This is a genomic window from Mesorhizobium sp. Cs1321R2N1, assembly GCF_037179725.1.
Lineage (GTDB): Bacteria > Pseudomonadota > Alphaproteobacteria > Rhizobiales > Rhizobiaceae > Mesorhizobium > Mesorhizobium salmacidum.
Genome location: NZ_JAPYKP010000125.1, coordinates 1 through 18124, shown reverse-complemented (window position 1 = coordinate 18124; position 18124 = coordinate 1). Strand labels below are relative to the sequence as shown.

At 64.1% G+C, this 18124-nt stretch carries 23 protein-coding genes; 13 read left to right on the top strand and 10 right to left on the bottom strand.

Translation table 11 applies throughout. The annotated features are described in order from the left end of the window. Both O7A61_RS24660 and O7A61_RS24655 read right to left on the bottom strand, forming a co-directional pair. A partial coding sequence (locus O7A61_RS24660; RefSeq protein ID WP_442921113.1) for a cation:proton antiporter domain-containing protein occupies positions 1-1883 on the bottom strand: 1883 nt, incomplete at its 3' end. 219 nt (positions 1884-2102) lie between these two features. Further along, positions 2103-2795 (bottom strand): DUF2270 domain-containing protein, encoded by a 693-nt coding sequence (locus tag O7A61_RS24655; RefSeq protein WP_337132047.1) that lies wholly within the window; start codon positions 2793-2795, stop codon positions 2103-2105. Positions 2796-3117: 322 nt separating this feature from the next. Between O7A61_RS24655 and O7A61_RS24650 the strand changes: the two genes are divergently transcribed. From O7A61_RS24650 to O7A61_RS24620, 7 genes are all read left to right on the top strand, one after another. Beyond that, positions 3118-3792 (top strand): gamma-glutamylcyclotransferase, encoded by a 675-nt coding sequence (locus O7A61_RS24650; protein WP_442921112.1) that lies wholly within the window; start codon positions 3118-3120, stop codon positions 3790-3792. Between the two features lie 354 nt (positions 3793-4146). Continuing rightward, a complete protein-coding gene (locus tag O7A61_RS24645; RefSeq protein ID WP_027146469.1) occupies positions 4147-4470 on the top strand; it encodes an ArsR/SmtB family transcription factor in 324 nt (107 codons plus the stop codon). After that, complete coding sequence (locus tag O7A61_RS24640) at positions 4467-4898, top strand: SRPBCC family protein (protein WP_337108797.1); 432 nt, start codon at positions 4467-4469, stop codon at positions 4896-4898. The genes O7A61_RS24645 and O7A61_RS24640 overlap by 4 nt, the downstream gene beginning before the upstream one ends. Positions 4899-4976: 78 nt before the next feature. Next, positions 4977-5369, top strand: coding sequence for a VOC family protein (locus O7A61_RS24635; protein ID WP_337132046.1), 393 nt, complete (start codon positions 4977-4979; stop codon positions 5367-5369). A gap of 43 nt (positions 5370-5412) precedes the next feature. After that, a complete protein-coding gene (locus O7A61_RS24630) occupies positions 5413-5634 on the top strand; it encodes a hypothetical protein (RefSeq protein WP_337132045.1) in 222 nt (73 codons plus the stop codon). A gap of 12 nt (positions 5635-5646) precedes the next feature. Next, positions 5647-6090 (top strand): DUF1801 domain-containing protein, encoded by a 444-nt coding sequence (locus tag O7A61_RS24625; protein ID WP_337132044.1) that lies wholly within the window; start codon positions 5647-5649, stop codon positions 6088-6090. Positions 6091-6122: 32 nt separating this feature from the next. Next, positions 6123-6521, top strand: a complete 399-nt coding sequence (locus O7A61_RS24620; protein ID WP_140508454.1) for a DUF1801 domain-containing protein — start codon at positions 6123-6125, stop codon at positions 6519-6521. A gap of 189 nt (positions 6522-6710) precedes the next feature. Here O7A61_RS24620 and O7A61_RS24615 read toward each other — a convergent pair whose 3' ends face one another. From O7A61_RS24615 to O7A61_RS24595, 5 genes are all read right to left on the bottom strand, one after another. Next, complete coding sequence (locus O7A61_RS24615; RefSeq protein ID WP_337132043.1) at positions 6711-8699, bottom strand: glycoside hydrolase family 127 protein; 1989 nt, start codon at positions 8697-8699, stop codon at positions 6711-6713. Positions 8700-8721: 22 nt separating this feature from the next. Beyond that, positions 8722-9579: a carbohydrate ABC transporter permease gene (locus tag O7A61_RS24610; RefSeq protein WP_337132042.1), complete on the bottom strand. Its 858-nt coding sequence runs from the start codon at positions 9577-9579 to the stop codon at positions 8722-8724. Then, positions 9579-10505: a carbohydrate ABC transporter permease gene (locus O7A61_RS24605; protein WP_027146461.1), complete on the bottom strand. Its 927-nt coding sequence runs from the start codon at positions 10503-10505 to the stop codon at positions 9579-9581. The genes O7A61_RS24610 and O7A61_RS24605 overlap by 1 nt, the downstream gene beginning before the upstream one ends. A 287-nt stretch (positions 10506-10792) precedes the next feature. Next, positions 10793-12040, bottom strand: coding sequence for an ABC transporter substrate-binding protein (locus O7A61_RS24600; RefSeq protein WP_140718433.1), 1248 nt, complete (start codon positions 12038-12040; stop codon positions 10793-10795). Positions 12041-12115: 75 nt separating this feature from the next. Next, positions 12116-13159 (bottom strand): LacI family DNA-binding transcriptional regulator, encoded by a 1044-nt coding sequence (locus O7A61_RS24595; protein ID WP_337132041.1) that lies wholly within the window; start codon positions 13157-13159, stop codon positions 12116-12118. 360 nt (positions 13160-13519) lie between these two features. Here O7A61_RS24595 and O7A61_RS24590 point away from each other — a divergent pair, with 360 nt between their 5' ends. The 3 genes from O7A61_RS24590 to O7A61_RS24580 all read left to right on the top strand — a co-directional run bounded on the left by O7A61_RS24590 (position 13520) and on the right by O7A61_RS24580 (position 14215). Beyond that, a complete protein-coding gene (locus O7A61_RS24590; protein WP_337132040.1) occupies positions 13520-13726 on the top strand; it encodes a hypothetical protein in 207 nt (68 codons plus the stop codon). Between the two features lie 4 nt (positions 13727-13730). After that, positions 13731-13922 carry a hypothetical protein gene (locus tag O7A61_RS24585; RefSeq protein WP_337132039.1) on the top strand — a complete coding sequence of 64 codons (192 nt, stop codon included), beginning with the start codon at positions 13731-13733 and terminating at the stop codon, positions 13920-13922. Positions 13923-13996: 74 nt separating this feature from the next. Then, positions 13997-14215 carry a DUF6500 family protein gene (locus O7A61_RS24580; protein ID WP_337132038.1) on the top strand — a complete coding sequence of 73 codons (219 nt, stop codon included), beginning with the start codon at positions 13997-13999 and terminating at the stop codon, positions 14213-14215. On the opposite strand, the gene O7A61_RS24575 is transcribed toward O7A61_RS24580, so the two are convergent. Continuing rightward, positions 14216-14482 (bottom strand): DUF1488 domain-containing protein, encoded by a 267-nt coding sequence (locus O7A61_RS24575; protein WP_337132037.1) that lies wholly within the window; start codon positions 14480-14482, stop codon positions 14216-14218. Next, a complete protein-coding gene (locus O7A61_RS24570; protein ID WP_337132036.1) occupies positions 14479-14733 on the bottom strand; it encodes a hypothetical protein in 255 nt (84 codons plus the stop codon). Before O7A61_RS24570 ends, O7A61_RS24575 begins: the two co-directional genes overlap by 4 nt. Positions 14734-14979: 246 nt before the next feature. Between O7A61_RS24570 and O7A61_RS24565 the strand changes: the two genes are divergently transcribed. From O7A61_RS24565 to O7A61_RS24555, 3 genes are all read left to right on the top strand, one after another. After that, complete coding sequence (locus tag O7A61_RS24565) at positions 14980-15294, top strand: co-chaperone GroES (protein WP_337132035.1); 315 nt, start codon at positions 14980-14982, stop codon at positions 15292-15294. Between the two features lie 59 nt (positions 15295-15353). Next, positions 15354-16970, top strand: coding sequence for a chaperonin GroEL (gene groL, locus O7A61_RS24560; RefSeq protein ID WP_337132034.1), 1617 nt, complete (start codon positions 15354-15356; stop codon positions 16968-16970). A 225-nt stretch (positions 16971-17195) separates the two neighbouring features. Then, entirely contained in the window at positions 17196-17693 is a 498-nt protein-coding gene (locus O7A61_RS24555) for a GAF domain-containing protein (RefSeq protein ID WP_337132033.1), read from the top strand. A gap of 95 nt (positions 17694-17788) precedes the next feature. Here the strand turns inward: O7A61_RS24555 and O7A61_RS24550 are convergent. Continuing rightward, on the bottom strand, positions 17789-18124 hold a 336-nt coding region (locus O7A61_RS24550), incomplete at its 5' end, for a putative sulfate exporter family transporter (protein ID WP_337132032.1).

Here is an 18124-nt window from a genome sequence, read left to right as displayed (position 1 = left end):
CGGGCCTGCGAGACATAGAGGGCTTTCACGCGGGCCCGGTGCGGCCGGGCCAAGGCGAGCGCGAAATCGGCCGCGCGGCGCGCGACTTCGGTGCCGTTGACGGGAACCAGAATGGTCGCGCCGGCGCGCAGCAACGGCATCTTGCCGCTGGATTTGGCGCCATTCAGCACCAGGCAGAGCGGGCCGTCGAAGCCGCTGGTGATATCCTTCAGGGTACCGCTAAAGGTGCCTTTGTCGGTCATCGCGTCGTCCAGCCCGACCAGCAGGAGGCCGTAGCCCTTGCGCGCTTCGGCGGCGATCGTTTCGGTGGTGGCCTGAAGTTCGGTGCGGGCCGTGAGGTGGACCTTGTCGACCGGCGTATCCTCGGCCTTGCGGACAGCCCTGGCGCTTCTGGCCGCCCCCTTCTTGACCTGCTGCGAGGCCCGCTCGGGACCTTTGTCGCGGGCAGGGCCGGGCAGTTCCCCGCCCTCCAGGTGGAGCAGCGTGGTCGGCATGCCGCTGCCGCCGCCGACCAGACCGCCGAGATAGGCGGTAAACTTGCCGACCGGGCTGTCGTCGACGAGCAGCAGCAACCGCTCAAGCTTGGAGACGAAGCCGCGCTCGTCGAGCAGTTCGCGGTCGACGCGCTGCTTTTCCGCATCGCCGACCGGCAGCCGGCCGAGCGCCCAGCGCAGCATCGGCGGCATGGCCAGCGTGGTAATGACGGCCATGGTGACGATCATCGTGAACAGATTGTGGGAGAGGATGTTCATCGACAGGCCGATCGAGGCGACGATGACCTCGGTCGAGCCGCGCGCGTTCATAGCGCTGCCGATGGCGGTGGACTCCTTCAGCGACATGCCGGCCAGCCGGCCGCCGAGGAAGGCGCCCGAGAATTTGCCGATGCTGGCGATCAGCACCAGCGCCAGCGTCAGCAGCGCCAGCGTGGGGTCGGCAAGCACGGTCAGGTCCGCGGACAGGCCGGCCATGCCGAAGAACACCGGCATGAACAGCGCCGTGATGACGCCGCGCAACTGGCTCTCTATGTGGTTGGACAGGATCGGCGATTCCCCGACCAGTATGCCGGCGACGAAGGCGCCGAGCACGGTGTGCACGCCGATCAGGTTGGTGATCAGCGCCATCACGCCCATGATGATGAGGATGACCGATATGACGGCGTATTCGCTGCGGAAACTATCGTTGCTCCAGCGGATCAGGGTGAACACCACGCGGCGGCCGATGGTGAAGGAGAACACCATGAACAGCGCCACTTCGGCCACCGTGGTGATGAGCGGCACGACTTGCAGGCTGCCATTGGTGGCGATGCCGAAGGTGACCGCGATGATCAGCCAGCCGAACGTGTCCTCGATGATCGCCGAGGAGACGATGATCTGGCCGAGGTTGCGGCGCATGAAATTCATTTCACGCACCACCATGGCGACGATCTTGACCGAGGAGATCGACAGCGCCGTGCCAAGGAACAGTCCGGCGACGATGCGCTCGGTCGGCTCGGGCAGAAGGGAATCCGGCAGCACCTGCGCCAGCGCGAAGCCGCACGCAAAGGGCACGACGACGCCGGTGATCGAGATCGAAAAACAGGCCGCGCCCACCCGCCGCACGAGGCGCAGATCCGTCTCCATGCCGGTCAGCAGGAGCAGGAGCAGAATGCCGAGCTGCGAGACGGCATCGATCATGCTTTTCTGCGCCGGGTCGGTGGAAAAGATCAGATGCTGCGCGTCGGGCCAGAGCCAGCCGAACAGCGACGGCCCGAGCAGGATGCCGCCGATCAGCTGGCCCATGATCGCCGGCTGGCGATAGCGCTGGAAGATTTCGCCGAGCCCGCGCCCGACCAGAAGCAGGAGGACGATCTCGGCGACGAACAGCCCTTCGGCCGAGCCGCCCATGCCAGAGGCGTGACCGGCCGGCTGGGCGGCCAGCGCGTGGCTTGCCGGTGCCAGAAGGAGAATGGCCAGCGAAAAGGCGACCGCGGCGCCGTGCGACCTCGTTGCCGTTGGGTGGATCATGGGTCCCTTCAAGACGCCGCCGCGGACTGACCATAACAACGCGCGGCTGACCTTTGCGTTGCAGCCATCCGTCGCGAGTTATTGCGTCAGATATCTAGCTCAGACGTGGACGTCGCCGAAGGAGAGCTCGCCGTCGTCGCCCGGCGTCAGGAAGGCGGCGGCCACCAGGCCGGCATAGAGGAAGGCAACCACGGCTACGATGGCCGCGCCTGGAACGGGACCGAGCGCCGCCGCGCCGACGGCCTCGCGCAATGTGCCGACAAAGCCGACCGGCGCGCCCTGATTGATCAAGCTCGGGGTCGACAGTTTGAGGATCCAGGCGAGCAGCAGGATCAGCATCATGTGCAGGTAGTTGCGGCGCAGGCGGCGCGCCAGCGCCACACGCTGCGAGACCAGGAATTTCGGCGTGCGCAGGCTCTCGCCGAGGATCAGCAGCCAGTCGGAAGCAAAATCGGGCTGCGGCGAGAAGATCTGCGCGAAATAATGGCGCTCGAACTGGCGCACGCGGGCGCGGTAGACATCGAAGAAGCGGTAGCGGCGCGCCTCGATCCACAGCAAAAGCAGCACCAGCAGCATGGCGAACAGCAGCACGCCATGATGGGCGCTGGCCGTCGACAGCGACACCGACAGCATCGCCGCGACAACCGTGATCGCCCAATTGCTGGTGCGGTCCAGGCGGTCGCGCCAGCCGGCCATGCGGGCGATCTCGGCGCGATGGAAATGGGACATCACGGTGACCAGTTCGCCTGGCAAAAGCGGCCTGCCGACGGGCGTTGCCGGCGCGTCGTTCATGACTTCCTCCCAACCGAATGCAACGTTTCGGGAGCGATGTCGTTCCATGACGACCCCCGCCGGCGCCCAATGGAACGGGTGGTCGCTTTCTCCCGGTGTTCCCCTTCGGACCTCGCGGCGGGGCGGAACTCATTCAGGCGCCGGCGGGACAGCGCCCCCCTCTGTCCTGCCGGACATCTCCCCCGCTTGGGGGGAGATTGGCAGCGTCGGCAGCCTCTTGAGTATCTGTCTCCGCTGAGCAACATAGCGGCCGTGGCCGAGGCACGAAAATGAACAAGCCGATTTCCGCCGCACCGCGCAATCCGCGCTCCGCAAATCGCCGATGGCGCTGACCGAGGCGCTGGTGGCGCGCACCTTGCGCGCGGTCGAGGATGCCGGGCCGACGCCGGGCATGGTCTATATGACTGACCAGGATTATGCGCGGTTTCGCGACGAGATCCTGGCCAGCGCGCCGGCCGGGCCGCTGAAACTGTTCGCCTATGGCTCGCTCTTGTGGAAGCCGGCGGGAGAGGTGCGGGGTGGCGAACGGGCGGTGGCGCGGGGCTGGCACCGGTCGTTCTGCTTCACCGTGCAGCGCTTTCGCGGCACGCTCGATCAGCCCGGCCGGATGATGGCGCTCGACCGCGGCGGCCAGTGCCAGGGCATGGTGTTCGAGATCGCCGAACCGGTGGCCGACAATCTGGACGCGCTGCTGCGCCGCGAGATGACCATCCTGCCCGCCGTCAACGTGCCGCGCTGGCTGCGGGTCAGCACCGAAGGCGGGACGGGCCAGGCGCTCGGCTTCGTCGTCGATCCCGCCAATCCGCGCTACGCCGGCAAGCTCGACAAGCCCGCGGTCGCGGCGACGCTGGCCAGAGCCGTCGGCCACTGGGGCTCGGGCGCGCAATATCTGTTCGAGACGATCCGCCACCTCGACGCCTGCGGCATCCGCGATCGCAATCTGTGGCAATTGCAGAAATTGGTGGCGCGGGAGATCGGGCGGAGCCACGTCCGCTGAAAAACCGGAAGCCGGCGCCGCGCGAATGCGCCTGCGTGAACAAGAAATAGCTGACGACCGCCGAAGGGCGGGGGGGCGGGGTATCGACGGTCGCCTGAGCGGAAGGGGCCATGGATTGAGCAAACTACGTTGCGGCAGGCCCTAACCTATAATAGCTGATTCGGCCAAGATGAACAGTCTGTTCGTCCAGTTGGGACGAAGCCGCTGTCAACGGGTGAAGGCGATCGCGTCCAGCGCCGAAGGAACTATGTTGCCGTCCATCTCACCGATATTCCTGTCGCTCCATGTTCCGGCTTGACATACATATCCCGGCGGTTATACGTAAACCAATAGCCAACGGGTTATTGATTGCACATGACCGATGCTCACGATGCGCTGTTCAGGACGCTTGCCGACCCGACGCGGCGCGCCATCTTCGAACGATTATGCCGCCAGGGAGAGCAGACCGTGGGCGCGCTGACAATCCAGTCCGGCGTCTCGCAGCCGGCGGTGTCGAAGCATCTCGGCTTGCTGAAGCAGGCCGGGCTGGTGCGCGACCGGCATGAGGGCCGCCAGACGCATTACAGCGCGCAGCTCGCCGCGCTGGCGCCGCTGATGGACTGGACACGCCATATGGCGGGGTTCTGGGAAAGCCGGTTCGACGACCTTGAGGATTTGCTCAAGAGGATGGACCAGTGAACGATAGTGCCCAGGAGACCCGCACTGTCGTCGTCGAGCGGGAAATCTCCCATCCGCCGGAGAAACTCTGGCGCGCGCTGACGCAACCGCATCTGATCGAGGAGTGGCTGATGAAGAACGATTTCAATCCGGTCGTGGGCCATCGCTTCAACATCAGCGCCGACTGGGGCGGCGTGCTGGACTGCGAGGTGCTTGCCGTCGAGCCGCACAAGACGCTGTCCTACACCTGGAATCTGGCGCACCAGGATCCGGCCTTCGATCTAAGGAGCGTGGTGACTTTCACGCTCACCCCGACGTCAACGGGAACCCATCTGCGCATGGAGCAGGCCGGTTTCCGGCCCGACCAGAGACGGGCCTATGGCGGCGCCAAGGTGGGGTGGCCGCAATTCCTGGAGAAGCTGGAAGAGCTTCTGGCGCGGACGGACTGAGGTCTCCGGCCAGGCCGAAAGCCACACAGCACTGTTAAAGGGCGGTTCTCAGCCAGCAAAACCCATGGAGAAAAAGCGATGAAACTCAAACTGGCCAGCATCTATGTCGACGATCAGGAAAAGGCGCTGGCCTTCTATACCGATGTGCTGGGCTTCACCAAAAAAGCGGATTTCAGCAACGGGCCGTTCCGCTGGCTGACGGTCGTCTCGGCCGAAGAGCCCGACGGGACCGAATTGCAGCTGGCGCTGAACGACAACCCGGCGGCCAAGGCCTACCAGCAGGCGATCTTCAAGCAGGGACAGCCGGCACTGATGCTGTTCACCGACGACATCAAGGGCGATCATGAACGCATCAAGGCGAATGGCGGTGCTTTCGCCATGGCGCCGACCGCGGTGACCGGCTCGACCATCGCCCAGGTGAATGATGGCTGCGGCAATCTCGTCCAGATCACGGAGCTGGCGCGCTGGTAAGGGGCGCTTGGCCTGTTTTACGCACATTTCACGGGAGGTAGCATTGGACTGGAGCAAATGGATCAGGCAAACGCATCGCTGGCTGTCGATCATCTTTACGGCAACCGTCGTCGCCAACTTTATCACCATGGCGTTCGGGCAGCCGCCCGCCTGGGTGGTCTATGCGCCACTCCTGCCGCTCTTTCTCTTGCTGTTCAGCGGCCTCTATATGTTCGTGCTGCCCTATGTTTCCAGGGGACGCAGCGTGCAGCGGGCCAACGGATAGGAAGGAAGCCGCATGGCCAAGACCGAGCGGAAATCGAGCGAGCCCGCCAAGGCTGAGCCGAAGCTGCTTTCCGGCGGCAACCCGCAGATCCCCAAAGGCTACGGCGACGCCCCGGTGCAGGACTATATCGAGGCCATGCCGGGCTGGAAAAGCGAGGTCGGCCAGCGCCTCGATGCGCTCATCGAGCGCGCCGTGCCCGGTGTCCACAAGGCGGTCAAATGGAACTCGCCCTTCTACGGCGTCGAAGGCGAGGGCTGGTTCCTCGGCATCCATTGCTTCACCAAGTACATCAAGGTGGCTTTCTTTCGCGGCCAGTCGCTGGACCCGGTGCCGCCGGTCGCGTCCAAGAGCAGGGATACGCGCTATGTCCACATCCACGAGGACGAGGCGTTCGACGAGGCGCAGTTCAGCGCCTGGGTGAAGCAGGCCAGCCAATTGCCTGGCGAGCGCATGTGAGCGCTATTTCCAGCGTTTGAAGGAGAAACGGCATGACGACCACCGGACTGCAGGACAGCAAATCTCCCTCCGAGCTGATCGACGGCAGGATCAGGGAACTCGGCGACTGGCGCGGCGAGATGCTGGGGCGGCTGCGCGCGCTGATCCATCAAGCCGATCCCGACGTGGTCGAGACGTGGAAATGGCGCGGTGTGCCGGTGTGGGAGGATGCCGGCATGATCTGCACGGGCGAGACCTACAAGGCCGTCGTCAAGCTGACCTTCGCCAAAGGGGCTGCGCTGCCCGATCCGGCACGGCTGTTCAACTCCAGCCTCGAAGGCAATACGCGCCGCGCCATCGATTTCCAGAAAGGCGAAGAGGTCGACGAGGAGGCCTTTAAGGCGCTCGTGCACGCCGCCGTGGCTTTGAACAAATCGAAGGCCAGGCGTTAGATCCGCTGTGTCACAGTCCTGTCGATAGAGACCGGCGTCGGCGCTGCCCCTCACTGTCCTGCCGGACATCTCTCCCCGTAAACGGGGCGAGAGGGGCTGGCCGCAACGCCGGCGCCCGGTGATCCACTCCTTCATCGTCCGGCGCATCGCTTCGGCATGTTCCTGTTCGAGAGGCCAAGGCGTCCGCGGTCAGCCGTCCCGCAGCCAGACCAGCATCTCGCCGGGCTCGCGGTTGTCCCAGGCGAAATAGGGGATGGCGGTCAGCCGCGTCTCGACCTTGGCCGGCGGTTCGGAGCGATAGAGCCCGTCCCGCCAACCGTCGCCGGCATCGGCATCGGCTTGCGCCGTGGCTGAAAGCGTCACCACGCCGCCGAGCAGGTCCGGCTCGTCATGCGCCTCTATGCCGGCCGTACGCGGCAGGGTCAGGCGATGCAGGCTGGTGTCATTGTCGGTCGCCTCGACGCAGTAGATCAGCGGCCCGCGCGACAGCGCGACGCGGCCGGCATCCTGCCGGACCTCGGGATTGGCGTAGAGCCGCTCGATCGGCATTTCGAGATCGAGCCGGACACGGTCGCCCTTTGTCCAGTTGCGCCGGATGGCGGCGTAGCCGTCGCTGGTCAGTTCCTCGAGGTCGACCGCTTCACCGTTGATTTCCAGCCTGGCACCGGAACTCCAGCCCGGCACCCGCAAATGCAGCGTGAACGCCACCGGCGCCTGCGGCTCGACCGTGATCTCGACCGCGCCATCCCAGGGATAGCGGCTCGCCTGCGCCAGCGTGACCGGCACGCCCGATATGTCGAAGCGGGCGGTGGAGTCGCCGTAGAGGTGAACCGCAAGGGCGTCGTCGGCCAGGCTGTAGAAATAGCTGCCGATGGAGGCCACCATGCGCCCGACATTGGGCGGGCAGCAGGGGCAGCGGTGCCATTTCCATCTGTTGTGCTTGCCCCGGCTTTCCAGCGGGTTCTCGTAGAAGAACAGCGAGCCGTCGAGCGACAGGCCGGAGATGGAACCATTGTAGAGCGCGCGTTCCATCATGTCGGCGTAGCGGGCGTTCGGCCCCATGCCGAGCATGCGGCTCGCCCAGAACACCAGCCCGACCGAGGCGCAGGTCTCGGCATAAGCGGTTTCGTTGGGCAGGTCGTAGTCGCTGGTGAAACCCTCATTGTGCGCCGACGGACCGAGCCCGCCGGTGATGTAGAGGTTCTTGGTGGTGAGGTCGTCCCAGAGGCGGTCGAGCGCCACCCGCAGCGTGTCGTCGCCATATTCGGTGGCGATGTCGGCCATGCCCGAATAGAGATACATGGCCCGCACCGCATGGCCGACGACCTTGTCCTGCTCGCGCACCGGAATGTGCGACTGGCTGTATTCGTAGGTCTTGAAGTGATAGGCCTTCGGGTCGGCGCCTCGGGCGCGCGCCTCCTCGTCGAAATAATGCGGCTGCTGGCCGCGCTGGTCGATGAAGTATTTGGCCAGCACCATGTACTTTTGTTCGCCCGTCACCCGCGCCAGCTTGACCAGCGCCAGCTCGATCTCCTCATGGCCGCAATAGCCCTTCTTCTTGCCGGGCTCGGGCCCGAGCACCGAAGCGATGTGGTCGGCGTAGCGGCACATGATGTCGAGCAGCTTGCGCTTGCCCGTCGCCTGGTAGTAGGCGACCGCACCCTCGATCAGGTGGCCGGCACAATAGAGCTCGTGGCAATCGCGCAGATTGGTCCAGCGCTTGCCGGGCTGGATGCGCTGATACCAGCTGGAGAGATAGCCGTCCTCCTGCTGCAGCCTGCCGTACATGTCGATGACGGCGTCGATCTTCCTCTCCAGTTCGGGGTTCTTGCGCCGGTAGAGCGAATAGGCCGCGGTCTCGATCGTCTTGCCGAGATCGGAATCCCAGAACATCTGCGTGGTCACCGTCGAGCCGGTGAAGCCGGGGGAGGCCGCCTCGTCGGGCGACGGCGAATGGAAGGGAATGACAATTCCCGGCGAGGGGCGGTCGGGGTCGATCTGCTCCAGCATGCGCGCCTCCACGCAACGGTCGTAGAGGATGTCGGCGGTGCGTGTCGCGACCGCCTCGGCGCGGTCACCCCAGAAGCCGCGCACGTCGACCTGCGGCACTGGCAGCGGGCGGAAGGCGAGCTTCGGCTTGCCCGTTCTAGCCGTTTTTGCGGTTTGCGATCCGGTCATGAACTCACTCCAATTCGGTCTGTTATTTGACGGCCCCGGCCATCAGGCCGCGGATGTAGAAGCGCTGCAAAGCGAGGAACAGGATCAGGCACGGCACCATCATCACGGTGACGCCCGCCTGCACGGCGCCCCAGTCGATGGCGCCGAAACGGCCCGACTGAAGCGCGGTCATCATCACCGGCAGCGTGAATTTGGACTGGTCGGTCATCAGCACCAGGGCGGCGAGGAACTCGTTCCAGGCGCCGAGGAAGGCAAACAGCGCGATGGTCACGACGCCCGGCCAGACCAGCGGCAGCATCACCTTTATGAGCATGGTGGCGTTGCCGGCGCCGTCCATGCGCGCGGCCTCCTCGATCTCGCGCGGCACCGCGTCGAAGGCGTTGCGCATCATGAAGATCGAGAACGGCAGCTGCAGCGTCACATAGACGCCGACCAGCCCGGTCAGCGTGTTGTGCAGGCCAAGCTTGGTCAGCACCAGGAAGATCGGCGTCAGGATCGACTGGAACGGGATCATGATCGTCGACAGGATGAGGACGAAGAACAGATCCTTCAGGGGAAACCGAAAGCGCGAAAAACCGTAGCCGGCGAGCACGCTGACGATGACCGACAATGTGACCGTCATCACCGAGACATAGATGCTGTTCTGCGCCGAGACCCACAGCCCGTCGCCGAAGCTGTTCAACGTGGCGTAGTTTTCCAGCGAGAACCCGGTCGTCGGCCAGGGCGGCAGCGGCGGCAGGCGGGCCTCCTGCGCCGGCTTGAAGGCCGACAGCACCGTCCACACGATCGGCGCCACGAACAGCACTGAGGCGACGATGCCGGTGGAGTGCCTGGCCAAGCGCGCGGCGAGCTTGCCTCTGCCTGACATCGCCTGCGCCATCAGTCGAGCCCCTCGGGCTTGCGCAGCAGCCAGAGCTGGACGAGGCTGAGCGCCACCAGGATGACCAGCAGCACCATGGAAAGTGCGGCGCCGTAACCCAGCTTGAACGAGACGAAGGACTGGTTGAAGATCCAGTAGACCGCCGTCAGCGTCTGGTTGCGAGGGCCGCCGCGCAGGATGATGTAGAACTGGTCGAAGGCAAGGATGGAGCCCGCAACCGAGAGGATGAGCGCCAGCGCCAGCGTGCGGCGCATCAGTGGCAGGGTGATCGCCCGGAACCGGGCGAACGGTCCGGCCCCGTCGATGACGGCTGCCTCCTGCAGGTCCTGCGGGATCGATTGCAGGCCGGTCATCAGGATGATCATGGTGAAGCCGGCGACCTTCCACACCACCATGGCGATGATCGACCAGAAGGCCGGCTGGAAGGTGGCGAGCAGGTTGAATTTTCTGTCGATCAGGCCGAGGTCGTAGGCGGCGGGACTGAACAGGCCGGAATCGACGTTGAGGAGCCATGACCAGAGCAGGCTCGCCGAGGCAAAGCCGACCACCGCCGGCATGAAGAACATGGTGCGGTAGAGGTTGGTGAACGGGCGCGGCCGCTCGATGAAGATCGCCAGCGGAAAGGCGACGGCGAAGATCGCGATGGTGACGACCAGCGTGTAGTAGCCGGTGAATCTCAGCGCGTTCCAGAACCTGGTGTCGCGCAGGATCGCCCAGTAATTGCCGAGGCCGATGAAGGAGTGCTCGCCCATCAGCGGCCAGTTGTGCAGCGACATCCAGGCCGTCATGCCAAGCGGTATGACGAAGAACAGCATGACCAGCGCCACCGCCGGCGCGACATAAAGCAGGCCGATCCATTGCCGGCGCCCGGCACCGACGAGTTTTCGAACGCGGGGCGGGGCGGTGGTTGTGGTGATGGCGGTCATGGGTTGCCCTTTCCTTCTCCCCTTGTGGGAGAAGGTGGATCGGCGCGCAGCGGCGAGACGGATGAGGGGTGCGCCACGGGGTGTCGTCCTTGCCAAGCTGGAACACCCCTCATCCGTCGCCTTCGGCGACACCTTCTCCCACAAGGGGAGAAGGGGGAGCGAGCCTTGCCACGCACCGAATTCGTGATAAAAGTGAGGTTTCTCAATGCGATAGCCTGCTATTTGAATCAAAACAATTTCCGGCCGCCCGCCCAGGGAGACAGGCGGGCGGCCGGACAGGCGTGCGCTTACTTCTGCGGCGCCTGGTCGATGATCGACTGCATGGTCTCCTGGGCGTTGGCGATCGCGCCGTCGACGTCGTCACCGAAGAAGACCTCGTTGATCATCTGCGTCCACGGGCCGTTGGCGGAGTTGATCAGGTCGTTGAAGACCACCGAATAGGGCGTCTTGCCCTTGGCCATCGCCTCGGCGGCGATCTGGTAGCGCGGATCGAGATCCTTCAGCGCGTCCTTGGCGATGTCGCCGCGCACCGGCAGGCTGCCGTATTTTGCGAGGATCGTCTGGCCTTCGAGCGAATAGGCGAAGTCCAGGAACTCTTTCACCACGGCGAGTTTCTTGGTGCCCTTGGTGACGACGAAATTGTCGCCGCCGGCAAAGGACGACCAGTTGCCATCCTTGCCCGGCAGGAAGGTGACGCCGTAGTCTACATTGGGATATTGCGTATTGAGCGCGCCGATGGCGAAGGCGCCGGACGGCGAGATGCCGATATTGCCGGCGGCGAAGGCGGCAAAGAAATTGGCGCCGGTGTCGGTCTGCGCGCCCGCCGGCACCAGGTCCTTCTTGACCATGGAGCGGTAGAGATCGATGGCGCCACGCAGCTGCGGGCTGTCCAGCGTCGCCTTCGAGCCGTCCTCCGACAGGATGTCGCCGCCCGAGGCCCAGATCAGCGGCGTGAAGGTGAAGATGTTGCAGCCGCCGCAATTGCCGGAGAAGTAGAAGCCCTTGATGTTGCCGCCAAGCGCATTGACCTTCTCGGCGTCGGCTTCGATCTCGGCCCAATTGGCGGGACCTTTCTCGGGGTCGAGGCCTGCCTGCTTGAACAGCTTCTTGTTCCAGATCAGCACCGAGGCGTCGGCCGAGAAGGGCAAGCCGTAAATATGGTCCTTGTAAGTGCCGGTCTTCACATGCGCCGGCGACAGGCTGGAAAAATAGGGCAGGGACTTCGCCCAGTCGGTGATGTCCTCCAGCTGGCCGGCGGCGGCGAAGGAGGGCGTGTAGATCAGGTCGAGCGACAGCGCGTCGGGCGCCGTACCGCCGGCGGCCGCCGCGCCGTATTTCGGGATGATCTCGGCATTGGGGATGATGTCGAGCTTGACCTGATCCTTGTTCGCCTTGTTGAAGGCATCGACGATCCTTGGCATGAAGTTCGAGCCGTCGGCGCGTACCCAGATATTGGCGGTATCGGCGGCGGCAAATTGCAGGCCGCAGCCCAGAACGGCGGCCGTAAGGCCCAGTTTGGCAATCAAAGTCCTCATGTTCTCCTCCTCCACATTTGGCCGCGATGCGCGGCTTGCCGCCGATTGCGGCGCTTCGTTTGTCAGCCGTCTTTCTCAACCATCCGGCAGGCGGCCGCAGGACTGCCGCACCACCAGCCGGCACGGCAGTTTTCTGATACCTGGCGTGGCGGATTTGCCGCCGACCAGGGAAAGCAGGGTCAGCCCGGCCTCGCGGCCGAGTGCTGCCAGGTTCATGTCGACCGAGGTCAGCGGCGGGCGGGTCGCCTCCGCCACGATCTCCCAATTGTCGAAGCCGATGACGCCGACATCGTCAGGCACGCCGAGGCCTCGTTCGCGCAACGCATCGATGACGCCGCGCGCGATCTGATCGTTGCCACAGAAGACGGCGTCCGGCTTTTTTCCTCTGCCGTCGAAGAGCCGCGCCACCGCCTCATGCCCCCAGGCTTCCGACCAGGAGCCGAGCAGCGGCTCGATCACCGGCAGGCCGTTTTCCGTCAACACGGCGCGGTAAGCCTGCGCCCGTTCGTGCACCACGGCAAAGCTCGCCGGCCCGCTGACATGGGCGATGCGCTTGCGGCCGAGCCGGCAGAAATGCTCGATCGCCAGCCGCGCCCCGTCGCCGTCGTCGGAGACGAAGGCAACGGCGTCGGGATCGGGCTGGGTGAAGGCGTAGATCACCGGGACGCGCAGATTGGCGAGGTCGACCGGCAAATGGCGGTCGATGCGTTTGCCGGTGGCGATGATGCCGTCGACGCGCTTGTCGAGCATGGCCTCGACATGGAGCTGGCCGAGGCGCTGATCCTCCTCGACATTGCACAGGAACACCGAAACGCCGGCATCGACCAGCGCGTCGGATATGCCCGACATCAGCGGCAGCGAGAAACGGCCATAGGTATCGTTGGTGAGCAGGCCGACGGTGAAGGAGCGGCGTCTGAGCAGGCTCTGCGCCAGGCCGTTGGGACGAAAACCCAGGCTGCGCGCCGTCTCACGGATGCGCTCGCGGGTCTCAGCCGTCATGCGACCCTGGTCGTTGAGCGCTTTCGAGGCGGTGGCGACGCTGACGCCGGCCCGCGCGGCCACGTCACGCAAGGTGACGGGCTTGGGAAAGACCGGAACTGGCAGGTCGTCCGATGCCATCGCGGCAAGAATCCTTAGTTGGGAAAAGGTTTTCCCTTACCGGTCGGAACATGGCCCGGCCAGTGGCCGAGCCTGATCGGGAACATCTGGAAAAACCTTTTCTCAACTCAAGGCTAGGCCAGATCGAAGGACTGATCAAGGGGAAAAGTTGTGGTCGCTGGCGAGATCGAATTTCGCGACGGGTGCCGCCAATCGGGGGTCACTGTTGGCCGCGTGCGCCAGCTGAAAGAATCCGAAATCTCCCGGACCGATCGGCAGGTGGCGCCGATTTGGTATGCAAGGAGTTCGCGAAAAGAGTGCTATGGAGGGCTGGGCATCCCTTTGCCGGGAGCCCATCTCGCGACATTCGAGGTCAGTTTCGTGCGTAAACCGTCGCTCTTGCCCCTCTTCGGAAAACTTGGCGCCAAGGCACCGGTCGCCGTCATTCCTATGCCGGTCCGGCCGGCAGGTCTTGCGGCGCGATTGCGGCAGGTCCTGGCCTCGCATGGCGCCACGGCGTTGCAATTGTCGGTCGTCGTCTGGACGGTCGCTATCCTCGGCGCCGCATTTCTCTTCGCGCGAGGCTAGCCGCATGGCCGACCGTTATACACTGCGCATGGACTTGCCCCAAAGCTGGGCCATCATCGATGTCTTTACCGGCCAGCCCGCGGTGGTCAGGCAAAGGGTGATGGTCGGCATGAGCCCGCAGGATGCCAACGCGCTGGTCGATCAGATGAATATCCGCGACGTCAAGCGCCGGGACAGGGCCGAACGTAAATCCTGACCTGTCCAACGTTTAGCCGAGGGCGGTACTTGGCGCGGGCAAGATCCCGCCGCACCGCAAATCAGAGGATTCCCGTGAGAGCCAGCCTGAAGCAGAAGATACTGGAGGTCTGTGACCGCAGGATTTCCGAAAAAGGGCCCAGCGTCGGCGTGTCGTTCTATGCGTTCTTCGCCAACAGGAATGACGACCCCGAGTTGCTGATGGAAGCCGCCGAATGGTGGATCAGAACCCACCGCCTCGACCATTTCGAAAAGGCTGCGAAGATACGCACGATGGTCGCGGACCTCGGCTGATCAGCCGAAATCGGCGGCCGTCAGCACATACAGGCTCTTGTGGGTGCGGCCGTAGGCCTTGGCGGCGACGTCGTGGATAGTGGAACTAGACCGGTCGAAGGCGGCAAGATAGCCGGCCTCGTCGGCCACGGTATCCGGCTGTATCCTGGTCATGGCGTCGGCGGCCACGGAGAAGGAAATCTGGAGCATGCCATCATGGCCGACGAAACGAATGCGTTGGCCGGCCACGTCATAATTGCGGCTGCGATTGGGAAAGGTCAGGCTCATGTCTTGACCCCCGCTGTGGCGGCCTTCTTGGCCACCCGTTTCGTCTTAGGCGTCGGGTTCAGCGCTTCCGCCACGCGGTCGGCTTCTTCCTTGGCCAGCCGCAACTCCCTCAGCCTTGCCGTCTTGATCTCCCTGGCTTTCGCCTCGGACATGTATTCGGCGGTTGCCTTGTTGCGCTCCGCGTTCTTCTTCTGCTTGTCGACAAAGCGGGCTTCAGCTTTTTCCATGATCGTCTGATTGCCGTCGGCCATCGAAGAAATCTCCTTTGCGCATGAAATCGTGAAAACGAACTTGTCCGATAAATAGGCGCTCGACCGGCAAAATTCAACTTTTTGAAATATTTGGCTGACTTCGGATATCAGGAAACCGGGTGCGAAAATAATACTTCCAATATCTAATTCCGTCCCACGATAAATTTTGGCACTCCTATCTATCGAGTGCCAAACCCCCTATAAAGAGGGCGCGGCCGCCTATGCCGGCCCCAGAAAGAAGTTCTCATGAAGTTCCGTCCACTCCACGACCGCGTCGTCATCCGGCGCGCCGAAGGCGATACCAAATCCAGGGGCGGCATCATCATTCCCGACAATGCCAAGGAAAAGCCGCAGGAAGGCGAAGTCATTGCCGTCGGTCCGGGGTTACGTGCCGAAAAGGGCGTGCTCGTTCCGCTCGACGTCAAGACCGGCGACTTGATCCTGTTCGGCAAATGGTCGGGCACCGAGCTCAAGATCGACGGCGAAGACCTGCTGATCATGAAGGAAGCCGATATTATGGGCGTCATCGAAAAGGCTGTCGAAGCCAAGAAGGCCGCCTGACTGGAGCGCCGCGCGTTCGGCGCGGCGACTGGCCCCTCAAACTCGAACGGAAAAAAATCATGTCTGCCAAGGAAATCAAATTCTCCACCGATGCGCGTGACCGCATGCTGCGCGGCGTCGAAATTCTCACCGATGCGGTGAAGGTGACGCTGGGCCCCAAGGGCCGCAACGTCATCATCGACAAGGCTTACGGCGCCCCGCGCATCACCAAGGATGGCGTCACCGTCGCCAAGGAAATCGAGCTTGCCGACAAGTTCGAGAACATGGGCGCGCAGATGGTGCGCGAAGTGGCCTCGAAGACCAACGACCTCGCCGGTGACGGCACCACGACAGCCACGCTGCTGGCCGCTTCGATCCTGCGCGAAGGCGCCAAGCTGGTCGCCGCCGGCATGAACCCGATGGATTTGAAACGCGGCATCGACCAGGCCGTCGCCGCCGTCGTCGGGGAAATCAAGGCGAAGGCCAAGAAGGTCAAGTCGTCGGCCGAGATCGCGCAGGTCGGCACCATTGCCGCCAATGGCGACGTCAGCGTCGGCGAAATGATCGCCAAGGCGATGAACAAGGTCGGCAATGACGGCGTCATCACCGTCGAGGAAGCCAAGACCGCCGACACCGAACTCGACGTCGTCGAAGGCATGCAGTTCGACCGCGGCTATCTCAGCCCCTACTTCGTCACCAATGCCGACAAGATGCGCGCCGAGCTTGAGGACCCCTACATCCTCATTCACGAGAAAAAACTCGGCAATCTGCAGGCGATGCTGCCCATCCTCGAAGCGGTGGTGCAGGGCGGCAGGCCGCTGCTGATCATTTCCGAGGACGTCGAAGGCGAGGCCCTCGCCACCCTGGTCGTGAACAAGCTGCGCGGCGGCCTCAAGGTCGCGGCCGTCAAGGCGCCGGGCTTCGGCGACCGTCGCAAGGCGATGCTGGAAGACATCGCGGTGCTCACATCGGGCCAGATGATTTCCGAGGATCTCGGCATCAAGCTTGAAAACGTCACCATCGAGATGCTCGGCCGCGCCAAGCGCGTGCTGGTCGAGAAGGACACAACCACGATCATCGACGGCGCCGGCACCAAGGCGACCATCCAGGCGCGAGTCGCCCAGATCAAGGGCCAGATCGAGGAGACGACCTCGGACTACGACAAGGAAAAGCTGCAGGAGCGGCTGGCCAAGCTGTCAGGCGGCGTTGCCGTCATCCGCGTCGGCGGCGCCACCGAATCGGAAGTGAAGGAAAAGAAGGACCGTATCGACGACGCGCTGAACGCCACGCGTGCGGCCGTGGAAGAAGGCATCGTGCCAGGCGGCGGCGTCGCCCTGCTTCGTGCCCGGTCGGCGCTATCAGGCCTGAATGGCGCCAACGCCGATATCACCGCCGGCATCTCCATCGTGCTTCGCGCGCTTGAGGCGCCGATCCGCCAGATCGCCGAGAATTCCGGCGTCGAGGGCTCGATCGTTGTCGGCAAGCTCGCCGACAGCAAGGACCACGATCAGGGCTTCGACGCCCAGAACGAGGTTTATGTCGACATGATCAAGGCCGGCATCGTCGACCCGGCGAAGGTGGTGCGCACGGCATTGCAGGACGCCGGCTCGATCGCGGCCTTGCTGATCACCGCCGAAGCGATGATCACCGACGTCCCGCCGAAGGATGCGGCACCGGCGGGCGGTGGCGGCTACTAAGATCCAGCCCGGACTGCGAAAGGTGGTTCATGGAGGCCACCTTTTCAGGCCCGACCTGTTGAGTATGACGGCGGCGGCTATCCTGATCTTGAGGCTTTCGCCGGGGTTGGGATTCACGCTAGACTATTTCCGTGGGCCGTTGGTGCAAAGCTTTGCCCGATTTGGGCTTTGCCCGATTTGGCAACCGATCGAACGGAACCGCGATTCTCAGTTCGGAGGCAAGTCATGTTTGCGGCCCAGGCCATCGATACCTCAGACAAGGCCGCGTTCTATCGTGACCTCGCCAAGCAATTGAAGGCGCTGCTCGAGGGGGAGCACGACTCGATCGCCAACGCCGCCAACACCTCGGCGCTGATCTTCCAGATGGTGCCCGACCTCAACTGGGCCGGCTTCTACTTCCTGGCATCGGACGAGGAACTGGTGCTGGGCCCCTTCCAGGGCAAGCCGGCCTGCGTGCGCATCGCGGTGGGCAAGGGCGTATGCGGAACGGCGGTCGAGCTCGGCACCTCGATGCTGATCAAGGACGTGCATGATTTCCCCGGCCACATCGCCTGCGACGCCGCCTCGCGCTCCGAGCTGGTGGTGCTTTTGGAAGACGAGGAGGGCGTCTTCGGCGTGCTCGACCTCGACAGCCCGACGCCCGGCCGTTTCGACAGTGCCGACCAGGCCGGCATCGAGGCGCTGGCGGCGATCTATGTCGCGGCGAGTTCGTTTGTGGATTGAATCCGGCTCACAAACAGAGGCAGCTAAGGCCCACTAAGCCCTTGTTTTGACAGATGCCTTGTGCCCGTGTGCCCTCATGCGTAGGAACCGGGGTCTCAGGCCAATTTCACCAGCATCAGGCTGAAGCAGCCGATGAACAGGAAGGCGCAGAAGGCGAGCGCCAGCGGGCGCAGGCCGCGCGAGCGCAGCTGCGAAATGTCGGCCTGCAGGCCCATGGCGGCCAGTCCCATGGTCAGCATGATGGTGGTGGCGAGCACTATGGCCTGCTTCACTTCGGCCGGTATCGCGACAAGGCTGTTCAGCGCCACGACGGCGACAAAGGCGGCGACGAACCATGGCATGGGCGGTCTCGCCGCCGACTGGTCGCTGCTCCCGCGGCGCGCCATCAGGCCGAGCGCGACGACCATCGGCGCCAGCATGGCGACGCGGGT

Bases quoted from the DNA above. Each gene is read 5' to 3' on its own strand.
- O7A61_RS24620 (WP_140508454.1), top strand. From the start codon at position 6,123: ATGACGACCACCGGACTGCAGGACAGCAAATCTCCCTCCGAGCTGATC.
- O7A61_RS24655 (WP_337132047.1), bottom strand. From the start codon at position 2,795: ATGAACGACGCGCCGGCAACGCCCGTCGGCAGGCCGCTTTTGCCAGGC.
- O7A61_RS24605 (WP_027146461.1), bottom strand. From the start codon at position 10,505: ATGACCGCCATCACCACAACCACCGCCCCGCCCCGCGTTCGAAAACTC.
- O7A61_RS24575 (WP_337132037.1), bottom strand. From the start codon at position 14,482: ATGAGCCTGACCTTTCCCAATCGCAGCCGCAATTATGACGTGGCCGGC.
- O7A61_RS24650 (WP_442921112.1), top strand. From the start codon at position 3,118: ATGGCGCTGACCGAGGCGCTGGTGGCGCGCACCTTGCGCGCGGTCGAG.
- groL (WP_337132034.1), top strand. From the start codon at position 15,354: ATGTCTGCCAAGGAAATCAAATTCTCCACCGATGCGCGTGACCGCATG.
- O7A61_RS24570 (WP_337132036.1), bottom strand. From the start codon at position 14,733: ATGGCCGACGGCAATCAGACGATCATGGAAAAAGCTGAAGCCCGCTTT.
- O7A61_RS24635 (WP_337132046.1), top strand. From the start codon at position 4,977: ATGAAACTCAAACTGGCCAGCATCTATGTCGACGATCAGGAAAAGGCG.
- O7A61_RS24600 (WP_140718433.1), bottom strand. From the start codon at position 12,040: ATGAGGACTTTGATTGCCAAACTGGGCCTTACGGCCGCCGTTCTGGGC.
- O7A61_RS24615 (WP_337132043.1), bottom strand. From the start codon at position 8,699: ATGACCGGATCGCAAACCGCAAAAACGGCTAGAACGGGCAAGCCGAAG.
- O7A61_RS24585 (WP_337132039.1), top strand. From the start codon at position 13,731: ATGGCCGACCGTTATACACTGCGCATGGACTTGCCCCAAAGCTGGGCC.
- O7A61_RS24610 (WP_337132042.1), bottom strand. From the start codon at position 9,579: ATGGCGCAGGCGATGTCAGGCAGAGGCAAGCTCGCCGCGCGCTTGGCC.
- O7A61_RS24625 (WP_337132044.1), top strand. From the start codon at position 5,647: ATGGCCAAGACCGAGCGGAAATCGAGCGAGCCCGCCAAGGCTGAGCCG.
- O7A61_RS24645 (WP_027146469.1), top strand. From the start codon at position 4,147: ATGACCGATGCTCACGATGCGCTGTTCAGGACGCTTGCCGACCCGACG.
- O7A61_RS24565 (WP_337132035.1), top strand. From the start codon at position 14,980: ATGAAGTTCCGTCCACTCCACGACCGCGTCGTCATCCGGCGCGCCGAA.
- O7A61_RS24595 (WP_337132041.1), bottom strand. From the start codon at position 13,159: ATGGCATCGGACGACCTGCCAGTTCCGGTCTTTCCCAAGCCCGTCACC.
- O7A61_RS24555 (WP_337132033.1), top strand. From the start codon at position 17,196: ATGTTTGCGGCCCAGGCCATCGATACCTCAGACAAGGCCGCGTTCTAT.